This window comes from Paenibacillus sp. FSL E2-0178, from assembly GCF_038593005.1.
Classification (GTDB): Bacteria; Bacillota; Bacilli; order Paenibacillales; family Paenibacillaceae; genus Paenibacillus_AQ; species Paenibacillus_AQ phytohabitans.
Genome location: NZ_CP151953.1, coordinates 452,886 through 464,916, shown reverse-complemented (window position 1 = coordinate 464,916; position 12,031 = coordinate 452,886). Strand labels below are relative to the sequence as shown.

Below are 12,031 nucleotides of genomic sequence, written 5' to 3'. Positions count from 1 at the left end.
AATAGCGGATTTTCAGTCCGTTTGGTGGTTTGACTATCTGATGATCCAAAATGAAAGGTATCCTTCCGAGATCGCTCGAAATTTCATACCTTTTCTCGAATTCACGTAGTTTCTTTAGCGGCCATTCCATATCATACTATTAAATGTAAGCGCTTCATCATAGGCGAGATTACAGTCGGGAACGGAAGGATTATGGCTGGAAAAAGAAGTGTTTGGATTACGAAAACGAAGCAAACGAAGCAATGAATGAAAAAAGGAGGATTATGGATGAGAAGAATACTAATGAAAAGCTGCATGATTATGTTAATTCTGCTCCTGTCTGTCGGCAGCTTTGGAGGAATAACGGGTATGGAGCGTGCCCGCGCAGCGGATGAATTCGACGGAATGAGGGAGCACCGCAAGGTTATGCTGACCGGAGGAGCCTCCCTGAATACTGCGGATACTGATATAGCCGCTGCAATTACCAGGCTGACTACCGAAGCGAACGGCTATTGGCAGACAATGAATACTTCGCCCAGCCGTACCTATCTGTGGAGCGATAACCCTGGTATTGGGAATTCGATTCACATCCGGGTGACCTATGAACGTCTGTACACCATGGCGCTCGCTTATGCCACCACTGGTTCGGCGTTGTACCAGGATAGTCAGCTTGAGACCGACATCGTTGCTGCACTCGATTATATGTATGCAACCAGATACCATGAGGCGGTAACGACGACCGCCAGCGGAACCAGCAATTGGTGGGATTGGCAGATCGGCATACCGATGCAGCTGAACGATACAGCTGTGCTGATGTATGACTCCCTAAGTCCGGCTCAAATTACGAATTATATGAAAGCCGTAGAACGTTTCTCGCCAAGCGTCACCTTAACAGGAGCCAACCGCTCGTGGAAAGCGATCGTTGTAGGCGTTCGGGGAATCCTCGTCAAAGATGGTGCCAAGATTGCCGCTGCGCGTGACGGGCTATCTTCGATTTTTAATTACACGGTTAGCGGAGACGGCTTCTATCGAGATGGTTCATTCATTCAGCATGGCAATATCCCCTATACCGGAGGGTATGGACTCAGTCTGCTGCTGGCTGTAAGCGATCTAATGGGGATGCTCCACGGTTCAACATGGCAGGTCACCGATCCTAACCAGTCTAATGTCTGGGATTGGGTATACAACACCTATCAGCCGCTGATGTACAAAGGCGCCATGATGGATATGGTTCGCGGCAGGGAAATCTCCAGAAATTACAGTCAGGATCATGACGCGGGACATACAGCAATGCAAGGTATCCTGCTGTTGTCCGGGATCGCGCCGCCCGCGCAAGCGGCTGACTTCAAGCAGATGCTTAAGGGCTGGATAATGTCGGATACCTTCAAGTCCTTCTATTCCAGTGCACCGATCCCATCCATCGTACTGGCCAAGAGCATAAGCGCGGACCCGTTGATTGAGCCGGCGGAAGAGCTTAAGGTCTATAAGCAGTTCTCGGCCATGGACCGGGCAGTCCAGCACCGGCCTGACTATAGCATCGGACTTGCTATGTATTCGAAGCGCATCAGCAGCTTTGAAGCGATCAACAGCGAGAACGCCAAAGCCTGGTACACCTCAGCCGGGATGACCAGCTTGTATAACAGCGATCTCGGACAATACAGCAATGATTTCTGGCCAACCGTCGATAATTACCGCCTGCCGGGAACAACCGTGTTGTCCCAGACCCCGTCAAGCAGCCATACCAGTGCATATACGTGGACCGGCGGCTCCGACATTCAGAACTTATACGGCAGCTCAGGTATGGATTTGCAGTATGCGGATCATACGCTTGGCGCCCGGAAATCCTGGTTCATGTTTGACGACGAAATCGTCTCCCTGGGTGCAGGCATCACCAGCACGGACAATATTGCCGTTGAAACCATCGTGGAGAACCGGAAGCTGAACACAGCGGGCAGTAATACACTCACTGTGAATGGCGAAGTACAGCCTTCAGCTTTGGGGTGGTCGGATTCCCTAGACCAGGTAGACTGGGCTCACCTGTCCGGCAGCACAGCTGGTGCCGATACCGGATATTATTTTCCACAGAATGTATCGCTTGCCGCCAAAAGAGAGGCCAGAACAGGAAACTGGAAGCAGATCAACCCACGTCCGGTAACCCCGTCCACGCCGATAACCCGCAATTATATGACCTTATGGCTGAATCATGGTGCGAATCCGGGTGGCGGGGAATATCAATATGTCCTGCTGCCGGGCAAGACGGCTGCTCAAGTGGCTGCTTATGCCGCTGCGCCTGATATTGAAGTGCTGTCAAACTCCTCCTCTGTTCAAGCGGTAAAAGAAACGAAACTGGGCATCATTGGGGCGAATTTCTGGGAAGATGGGGCCAGCTCCGTCGATTTGATCACAGTGAACAAGAAAGCGTCGGTCATGACCAGAGAAGCTGAAGAGGGCACTTTGGAACTATCGGTCAGCGATCCGACACAGTTAAATACCGGTGTTATTGAGGTTGAACTGGACCGTTCGGCAAGCGGATATACTGCGGACCCCGGAATTACCGTGACGCAGCTCAGCCCGACCATCAAATTAACAGTCAATGTCAACGCAGCCAAAGGCAAGACGTTCAAGGCCTCCTTTGAACCGGGCAGCGGTACGCCGCCAACCCTCCCTGGAGAAGAGGTTATTGTGGACAATAACGACACCACAGGTGTGCTAAAGACGGGAAGCTGGAAGACCTCTGCGGTTCAGACAGACCGGTACGGAATCAACTATGTACATGATGACAACAGCGGTAAAGGCAGCAAAAGTATTGCGTATACACCCGAGTTGCCCGTCACCGCCACTTATAGCGTCTATATGATGTGGCCGGAGCATTTTAACCGCTCCACTGCGATCCCAATTGAAGTCATTCATGCAGGCGGGACGGCAACACTCACCATAGACCAGACCTCAAACGGCGGGGTATGGAACCTAATCGGAACGTACACCTTCAATGCCGGCACCTCCGGCAGTGTGACGATCCGCAATAGCGGAACAAGCGGATATGTTGCTGCCGATGCGGTCAAATTTGTGCGTAACCCGTAATGGGCAGCTAAGTGAATAAAGGTTGCATCAAGAGACACTAACGGGAAAGGAGACTTTATTTGAATAAATCCGGCAGATGGGCGGGCAAAAGCTGGGCCACGCTTGGAGACAGCATCAGCGCGGCGGGTGGCTATCAGCCGCTGGTGTGTGCTGAAGTTTGTTTCGCAACAATGATCAATCTCGCGGTCAGCGGTTGTTCTATGGCAGCAGGCGGAGACCGCGACTACGGGGCGACTGTGCATGCGGGTCTAGCCTTACAAGATATTCCTGACTGTGTTACAGTTTTTGCGGGAACCAATGATTTCAGGCTCGATAAGCCACTGGGGAGTATGGAAGGGCGGGACATTCATACCTTTCGCGGTGCCTACGCCACATTGATTGAGGACCTGTTAACCCGCAGGCCGGATTCCCGTCTGAATCTATGGACTCCGCTTCAGCGGGATAAGGACGGGTGGGACACCACCGTCAGGAACGGCGCAGGCTTCCGCCTGGCGGAATACGCTGAAGCAATCCGCGGGCTTGGAGTCTATTACGCCTTACCCGTCCTTGATCTGTATGCTGAAAGCGGGATTACCCGGTTAACCCTGGATTATTTCACCCTTGACGGTCTTCACCCGAACGCGGCTGGCTTTCAGCGGATTGCAGGACTGGCTGTTCCTTTTCTGGAGCGGCTTTGAGCCGTATATAGATAACAGCAAGCATTGTCGACAAGAACATATACGCACAGAAAGCCGCCGGATGGGCGGCTTTCTGCGCTTTTCAAAGAGGTTTCAATCAGGAATTCAAATGCAGCTGCCGGTATTCCGTCGGCGTCATGCCATAGTATTTCTTGAAATTGCGCAGAAAACTGGAGAAGTTGGTGTAGCCGACCTGCTCGGCAATATCATTCAGCTTCATGGGGGTTTCCAGCAGCAGCCGGTGGGCGGCCTTCATGCGTACTTCAATCAGATAGTCGACAAAATTGCTGAAGGTATATTCCTTGAACAGCTTGCTTAAATAATTGGGGCTGATGCTGAACCGGTCCGCCAAATAATTAACGGAAATATCGCTCTGGGCGTAGTGCTCTGTGATATAAGAGAGAACGCTTTCAATTAACTCGCTGCTTTTTTTCTTACTGCTCCGTTTCTCCTGCAGAGACTGAATCAGTTCGGTCATCAGCGAGCTTAGAACCATCCGCATCTCGTACAATGTCTCACATTGCTGAAGACGGATGAACACCGCTTCATGCTCCGTCTGAAATTGTTCATTCAGGCTGGAGTCAGCTGCGGTCCGCAGCGCTTTTAGAATGACCTGCAGACAGAGCTGGACCATCATCTCTTTGGACAGATTGCATCGCGCCGCCCGTTTGAACAGCTCCTCCAGCACGATTCCGGTTTTCTCCGCGTTCACCTGCTTGACCGTTTCCTGCACAGCATCAACGGATTCGAAGACCTCAAGCAGCCTGCCGCTGTCCCATGCACCAACATCGTTTGAGGTGATGAGCGCATTATGACCCATAAGAATTTTACAGGAAATCAGCCCTGCCGACTCCAGATAAGACTTGCGGATATCTTGAAAATGATCATAATACTCCCCCATGCTGACGGAGATCGTCCGTCTGAACTGCACCTCAACATAGGCCATGAAATCCTCTCCGAATGATCTGGCTTCCATTGTATTCTCCGCACGTCCCGCATCCCTGAAGCTCAGAATCATTACCGCCTGATCATCGTTCATCTGAATCGCAGCCCCTTTGACCTTGTCCTGCCGGGAGCGGATCATCTCTTCAGCTACATTACACAGCGCGTACAGGTACAGATTCATGTCTCCAACCTTCTCCAGCATAGCCTTATTATCGAATTCAATGGTGAGGACGATATAATGCTGCGGATACAATTCAATGCCCACATGATTAAGCATAGGCTCAGCGGAGGCGAATTTCGTCCGGTTGCCGGTCAGAATATCGAACATAATCTGCAGCTTCAGCGCCGGAATGCTCTCGTGGAGCTTCTTTTCTGCATTGGAATATCCGGTGAATACCTGCTCTATTCTGTTATGCAGATCATTATACGAGAGGGCTTGTGAAGATGTTAAGCTCTGGAAACCAGAGGGAGTGCGCACAGTAATCTCCTCCAGCCTTGCAATGAAAAACTCCATGGGAGCAAACCAGCGGTGATTGACGAAGCGGCTTGCAGAAACCGCGATGACAACCATCAGCACGGCCATGGCGATCAGAATATAGCGCACTGTAAGCGAAAGCGTGCTGAGCTGCTGCTGGGATACGATGTAAATCAGCTTCCAGCCGGTATAAGCAGAGTTATCGTAGAATACGAGATTTTTCCCGGTGGCCGTTTTCTCTACCACGTACCCCCGCCCTTCGCGTGCAAGTACCCGGGAAGCGTAGCTGTTGTCCAGAATGCTCTGATGAATCAGCTTGGGGTCCTTATGGGACAGCACATTCCCGTTCCGGTCGACCAGAAATACATTGTAGCTGTCGCTGAATTGAAGATCGCCGAACATCTTCGAGATACTCTTTTCATTAATTCGCGTGACCATTACACCGCTTCTGTCTTTGGGTCCGGCGGTAAAAGGGTAATTGCGGACAAGCAGGAAATCGCTGCTCTCTGCTGCCGGAGGAGAGGCATTCCATTTGCCTGTCTTGCCGCTGCCGGTAAAGGACTTGATCCAGCCCATGGAATGCGCTGATTCCAGCGGGTAATAGTCGGACGCAGAGAGGAGCTTGCCGCTTTTCTCCGAATACAGATAGATCGCCTTCATATTAAAATTAGCTGCGAGATTGTTGCCCAGCTGATCCTGAAGTATAGAGAGGCCCAGCAAATGCTGTGCGGAATCCGGACCGGAGTCCTCAAAAAAAGACCGGGTATCATTACTCCGCAGCAGATTGATGGTGGTTAAATCGATTTCCTGAAGTGTGCTGTCTACCCGTTTGCTGATCTGGCTCAGCACATTCTGATTCGAACCAATCACCTGCCTTTCTAACTGGCGGATAGAGCTAATATAGCTGATCGCCACTGTCATCAGGATAATCAGGATGAATAATGCGGTATACATGAGCTGTACTTTGGCTGAAATTCTTCTCTTCACTTGCTATCGCTCCTTAACCGGCGGATGTTCACTTCATTATATGACATAATGCAGCGGTAAGCGGGTGTCACTTTCCATTATGATGTAGCGTTATCTACAAATATCCGCCGGATAGCGGGAGATGAGAGTTCATTGTAGGTTCTGCAACTATTCAGTCTGCCGGATAGCCCGCTATAGTTAGGTGGAGGCCAGGCGCCAGGCTTCACCGTCTAAGCAAGACATGATCTGCCCAACATCACAAGTCCATTGGAGGTCAAAAGAATGTACAGAAACAGAAAGCTCACCCCCGCGCTTCTCGCGGTGCTGCTGTTAGGAACGGCGGCGTTGTCCGCATGCGGCAACAGTAACGGAAACGCCGGAACATCCGCAGGGCCATCCCCGGCCGCTGCCTCACAGGCACCAAGCGCAGATCCCTATGCTTCGCTGCCCAAGGAGATATCCGGTTCCATTTATGACAGGGGGCAGGTGGCAACGGGAGAAGGCTCTTATGAAGAGAACCGGTGGACAAAGTATATCAATGAGAATTCCGGAGTGAAGGTCAATTGGGTGCCGATTCCGCGCAATCAGGAGGCGGATAAATTCAATGTTCTGATTGCTTCCGATCAGGCGCCGGATATGATGACTACCTTCAACCGCGATTTTATTGTCCGCTGGGCCGATGAAGGAGCCATTCAGCCGCTGGATGAGTATATCGACAAGTACAGCACCAGCTACAAAAAATATCTGCAGGAGCATCCCGAGCTGAAGCCGTACCTGACGCTGGATGACGGTAAAATCTATGCCATCGCCAGCATGCGGCCTGCCCGTGCCAATACCGCTATCTTCATCCGGCAGGACTGGCTGGATAAACTCGGACTGGCTATGCCGACTTCGGTGGATGAGCTGGTGGTGGTCGCCAAAGCCTTCCGTGACAATGACCCTGACGGCAACGGTACGGCCGATACCATTCCAATGGCGATGTCAACGGCCTATACGGCGATTACTGACGACTGGTATATGGCGCGCAGTGCGGCCTGGTTCGTGGAGGACGGAAAGCTCACCCAGAGCTTCTTCACCGAACGGTATAAAGACGCGCTTGCTTTCCGCCAGCTCGCTTACCATGAGAGTCTCGTTGATAAGGAATTTGCGACAGATAAGGAATTTTCGCGGCAGAAGCAGCTGTGGACCACGGGTCGCTCCGGCATCTATTTCAGTAACCTGAACATGGACAATACCATTACCGAGCTGCGGAAAAATAATCCGGAGGCCACACTGGCCGCAGTTCCGCCTCTGTCCACGAAATATGGAACGAATGGCTATGAGGTCGAAGTCCCTAACCATCTGCTGACCGCTTTTAACAAAAACATGAAAAATCCGCAGGCTGCGATGGAATTTATCGACTGGATGCTGGATTCAGGCTGGGAGCCGCTGACCTATGGAACTGAAGGCGTACATTATCAGCTGAAGGACAGCATTCCGGTAACAACCGATTTTGACAAATGGAAGACAGAGGTCGGCTATGCTTCGGAATACCGGCTGGTTCAGCAGGAGCAGCAGACGCCGGAATATTTGGTTACCCGGGCAGGGGACAGCAAGGATGATCAGGATATGGCTGCCCTCAAAAGTACGATTATTAAGAACAGTGAGACCTATACCTTCCGCAAGGATCTGCCATATATCCCGCCAGTTGCGGAATACGCCTCCATCGCCGGCCAGTTTGAAACCAAATGGAAGGAAATCAACACCCGTATGGCGATGAGCAATCAGACACCGGATGAAGCGGTCGAAGAGCTGCGCCAAGCCTGGAACAGCCTGGACGGAGACAGTGTAACCGCCAAGGTTCAGGCCTGGTACGACGCGAACAAAGACAAGCTGAAGTAACCCATACTATTCTTGGATATAAGGGAGCTGCGGAATGAACCCTATTCCAGGCTCCCGAAATTTATAGAGGAGTGAGAAAGAGCTATATGCCAAAAACATTGCACCAGCCCTCCGGTCCGGCGGCCATACGCTCCAAAGGCCTGAACAATCCGGGGCGGGGCCTGCTATTTTATCTCTACCGGGACCGTTATCTGTACTTGTTCCTTATTCCGGCCATGTCCTATTTCTTCCTGTTCAAATTTGTCACCCTGTACGGCGAGCTGATCGCCTTCAAGGATTTCCGTCTGCTGGACGGGGTTTGGGGCAGCCCCTGGGTGGGACTTAAGCATTTTCATACCTTGTTTGGAAGCGCAGACTTCTGGAATGTGCTGCGCAATACCCTGCTGCTGAACTTGTACAATCTTGTTTTTGCCTTCCCGGCTCCGATCCTGCTGGCCCTGCTGCTGAATGAGCTGCGGGTGAACTGGTTCAAGCGGGCCGTGCAGAACATGCTGTATTTGCCTTTTTTCATCTCATGGGTAGTTCTGGCGGGGATCATTGTCTCCTTGCTGTCACCTTCCACCGGAGTAGTGAACGCGGCCCTGCGCCTGTTCGGGATTGATCCGGTTTACTTCATGACCAGCACCTTTTGGTGGCCTGTGGTGTTCATTGTCTCCACCATCTGGCAAAGCGCGGGCTGGGGTACGATTATCTATATGGCCGCCATCTCATCTATTGACCCCGGCTTATACGAAGCGGCCAAAATCGACGGAGCCACCAAGCTGCGCCAGATCTGGCATATTACGCTGCCGGGTATCCGCGGGACCATTGGTGTCCTGCTGGTTCTGCAGATGGGGAAGATGATGGATGTGGGCTTCGAGCATATCTTTAATCTGCAGAATGCCGCTGTCTTCAGTGTATCCGATGTCATCAGCACGTTCGTGTACCGCACAGGGCTGCAGAACGCGCAATACAGTCTGGCAACGGCTGTCGGATTATTTCAGGCGCTGATCGGGCTGATTCTGGTGCTGACGGTCAACAAAATTGTGAAAAAGCTGGGAGAAGGCGGATTATGGTAAACCGACTGAAAAGTATGCCGCTGTATTTGTTTCTGGCCCTGTGTGCGTTCATAACGGTGTTTCCGATTCTGAATATTCTGGCGATGTCGCTGAGCAGCAGCCGGGCGATCATTTCCGGTGAAGTGGTATTGTGGCCGGTAGAAATTACCGTTCAGGCCTATAAACAGCTGTTCATCGACGGGCAGCTGCTCATCGCTCTCAAGAATACAGTGATCATCACAGCCGTAGGTACTGTACTCCAGATGATTGCAACTACGCTGGCCGCATACACGCTTTCGAAGCGGAGATTGAAAGGACGGCAGATCTTTACGTTTATGGTGATGTTCAGCATGCTGTTCGGCACCGGGCTGATCCCGCTGTTCCTGCTGGTTAAGCAGCTGCACCTGATTAATACCTTCTGGGCGATCTGGCTGCCCGGGCTGGTAAGTGCTTACAATCTGTTTGTGATGAAATCATTTTTTGAAGGCCTGCCGGCCGAGCTGGAAGAATCAGCGACGATTGACGGCGCAACGGATCTGACGGTGTTCTTCAAGCTGACGCTGCCTTTATCCAAGCCTATCTTGGCTGCGATTTCGCTGTTCTATGCGGTTGCTCTGTGGAACACCTATTCCAATGCCTTGTATTTCATCAGCAAATCGCAGCTGCTGCCTGTAACAGTCAAGCTGTACCAGATGCTGCAGACGCCGATTGATTCCCTGCTTGCAGGCGGTGATTCCTCTCAATACATCCAGCCGGAGGGGCTGAAGGCCGCGGCGATCATCATCACGGTGCTGCCAATCCTCTGCGTTTATCCGTTTTTGCAAAAGCATTTTATCAAAGGGGTTCTGCTGGGCTCGGTGAAGGGCTGAAGTGCAGAATTCCATTTCTGGAGGGAACACATGAAGGTGACTACAAACTATACACTCGGTTCATTTGCGTTTGATTTACGGAAAAGTCTGGCACCTGCTGAACATCTCTGGGTGAGCAGCGGCTATAGTACAGTTGCGCCTTCTGCGCGAACGGTCAGCGGCGTTCAAGGCTGCTATTCACCGCCTTTTGCTGCCAAGGATCTGGGCGTGAAACTTCATATAACAGCGGACGGACATCCTGTCCGGGATAACGGAGACTTAGGAAAAGGGGACTGTGGCGTACTGTATGCGAAGGGCGTATGGCAGCCCGATCAGATCAAAAGACAAGGAACATACCATCATCTGGTGGACGGAAACCTGTTATCACTGGCGGTGTCCAGTGAATTGACGCCTCTGGCGGATACCCATGGATTCCTCCTGACTCAGCGGATCAAGAACCGCAGTCTTAGAACGGTAACGGTTGCTGTTCTACCTGAGCTGGTGCCGGGAAGCCCGGCCATGGTTCCGCTGGACGATTGGGACTATGGAGCACCGCTGACCTCTGCCGGTCCTGCGCTGCAGATTGAGGAAGGAATCTGGGAGAATGAACAGGTCCGCATTACCCTGCTTCGTGAAGGAGATCAGGAGCGAAGCCTTGGAGAAGGGGAGGAGGCCGTGTTCCGGATGGCTGCGGTTCTGACTCCTGCCGGACAAGAGTTCCGTTGGGAAGAAGGGCAAACCCTGGAAGAGATGGCCCGGCAGACAACCGTTGTCTGGGAACGCCGGCTTGAGGAAGCCTGTCGTGAATTGCCGGTGCTGCAATCGGATATTCCGGGTCTGGAAGACTATTACCGCCGCTCATTGATCAGCGGGATGGTCTGTCTGTGGGAGAATCCGGAATTCGCCATTCAGCCTTTTCCCGCCGTCTCCGGCCTGGAAGGTGCAGGGATCTGCTGTTATCCATGGGATGCCGGGGGGTACGGAGCAAGAACGCTGGCATTAATGCTGGGGAAGGACAAAGCGGCAGAGCTGGCTAGTCTGATGGCAGCCAGCGGCATTGAGCGGCACTCCCGGTTTGCCCCCAGCGGACAAGGCGCCCATGTGCCCTACTCGTATAGCTTATGGTCGTTTCTGAACTTTGCCTGGTCGATCTTTGTGCTGCATGGGGGAGAGGCAGAGCTGTTCCCGACCATGCGGACGCTGGCCTTATATGACGATAGCCGGTTGCCGGAGTGGAATGAGCTGCTGGATTACGGCCTTCAACCGAACCTGCTGGAAATGCGGGGTGCAGGCTATGAACATATCGTAGCCAGTCCGAATGCCGAGCGGGCCTGGAGTTATGACCGCTTGGCCGATCTGGCGCAGCATCTGGATCTGGCGGCGGATCAGCCCGCACAGGAATGGCGGGACAAGGCGGAGCGTATCCGCCAGTCGATCCGCACCCATCTGTGGGATGAGGACAAAGCCTGGTTCAAGGCCATTTATCCCGAAGGCCATGCGGAATGGATCTATTCGATTCAATATTATGACGCGCTGCGCTTCGGTGCCTGCACCGAGGAGATGAAGCAGGGAATGTTCGCACAGGTTAGGGATGGTGCATTTCTCGGCAAATACGGCGTAAGCAGTATCTCGGCCGAAGATGAGCTCCATTATGAGCAGAATGATCCGGACTGGTCGGGAGGCGGGGCGTATACCGGGGATGGGCCGATGCTGGCGCTGACATTGTGGGAATCCGGACGCGATGAGCTGGCCTGGGATACACTGAAGCGCCACTTCTGGATGGGGCAGCATCTGCCGTATTATCCGCAGGAGCATTACTGTGACCGCCCGGCTGTACCCGTGCATAAGCGGGCGAATGTGGTCGCAGGCTTGGCCGGCGCGGAAGCAATACTGTTTGGCCTGGCCGGTCTCGATCCCCGCCTGGACGGCAGCTTATGGATTCATCCCCGCCCGCCCGCTGAAGGAAAGGTCTCTCTTTCCGGTTTCGCTTTCCGGGGGCATATCATTGATGTGCGGATGAGCCCGGAATGGTGCGAAATCATCTGCGATGACAAGGTAATCTACAGTGGTGTCCCCAGCCTCCGTGAGGTTGTTCAGTCCCCCGGAAGCCTGAGGAATTGAAGAGAGAGAAGGGAGCGGACG

General features: G+C 52.7%; 7 protein-coding genes. 6 read left to right on the top strand and 1 reads right to left on the bottom strand.

Annotated elements, in window-relative coordinates:
• Nucleotides 1-267 precede the first annotated feature (267 nt).
• Nucleotides 268-3,060 carry a polysaccharide lyase family 8 super-sandwich domain-containing protein gene (locus MHI42_RS01900; protein ID WP_342422551.1) on the top strand — a complete coding sequence of 931 codons (2,793 nt, stop codon included), beginning with the start codon at nt 268-270 and terminating at the stop codon, nt 3,058-3,060.
• Between the two features lie 59 nt (nt 3,061-3,119).
• Complete coding sequence (locus MHI42_RS01895; RefSeq protein ID WP_342422550.1) at nt 3,120-3,737, top strand: SGNH/GDSL hydrolase family protein; 618 nt, start codon at nt 3,120-3,122, stop codon at nt 3,735-3,737.
• Between the two features lie 97 nt (nt 3,738-3,834).
• Here MHI42_RS01895 and MHI42_RS01890 read toward each other — a convergent pair whose 3' ends face one another.
• The gene (locus tag MHI42_RS01890) at nt 3,835-6,144 is read right to left on the bottom strand and encodes a helix-turn-helix domain-containing protein (RefSeq protein WP_342422549.1); all 2,310 of its coding nucleotides are present in this window, start codon (nt 6,142-6,144) and stop codon (nt 3,835-3,837) included.
• A 261-nt stretch (nt 6,145-6,405) separates the two neighbouring features.
• Here MHI42_RS01890 and MHI42_RS01885 point away from each other — a divergent pair, with 261 nt between their 5' ends.
• The 4 genes from MHI42_RS01885 to MHI42_RS01870 all read left to right on the top strand — a co-directional run bounded on the left by MHI42_RS01885 (nt 6,406) and on the right by MHI42_RS01870 (nt 12,010).
• Entirely contained in the window at nt 6,406-8,004 is a 1,599-nt protein-coding gene (locus MHI42_RS01885) for an extracellular solute-binding protein (RefSeq protein WP_342422548.1), read from the top strand.
• A gap of 86 nt (nt 8,005-8,090) precedes the next feature.
• Nucleotides 8,091-9,062 carry an ABC transporter permease subunit gene (locus MHI42_RS01880; RefSeq protein WP_342422547.1) on the top strand — a complete coding sequence of 324 codons (972 nt, stop codon included), beginning with the start codon at nt 8,091-8,093 and terminating at the stop codon, nt 9,060-9,062.
• Nucleotides 9,056-9,910, top strand: a complete 855-nt coding sequence (locus MHI42_RS01875) for a carbohydrate ABC transporter permease (RefSeq protein WP_039292182.1) — start codon at nt 9,056-9,058, stop codon at nt 9,908-9,910. The genes MHI42_RS01880 and MHI42_RS01875 overlap by 7 nt, the downstream gene beginning before the upstream one ends.
• Before the next feature lie 30 nt (nt 9,911-9,940).
• The gene (locus MHI42_RS01870) at nt 9,941-12,010 is read left to right on the top strand and encodes a hypothetical protein (RefSeq protein ID WP_342422546.1); all 2,070 of its coding nucleotides are present in this window, start codon (nt 9,941-9,943) and stop codon (nt 12,008-12,010) included.
• The last annotated feature ends 21 nt before the right edge of the window (nt 12,011-12,031 follow it).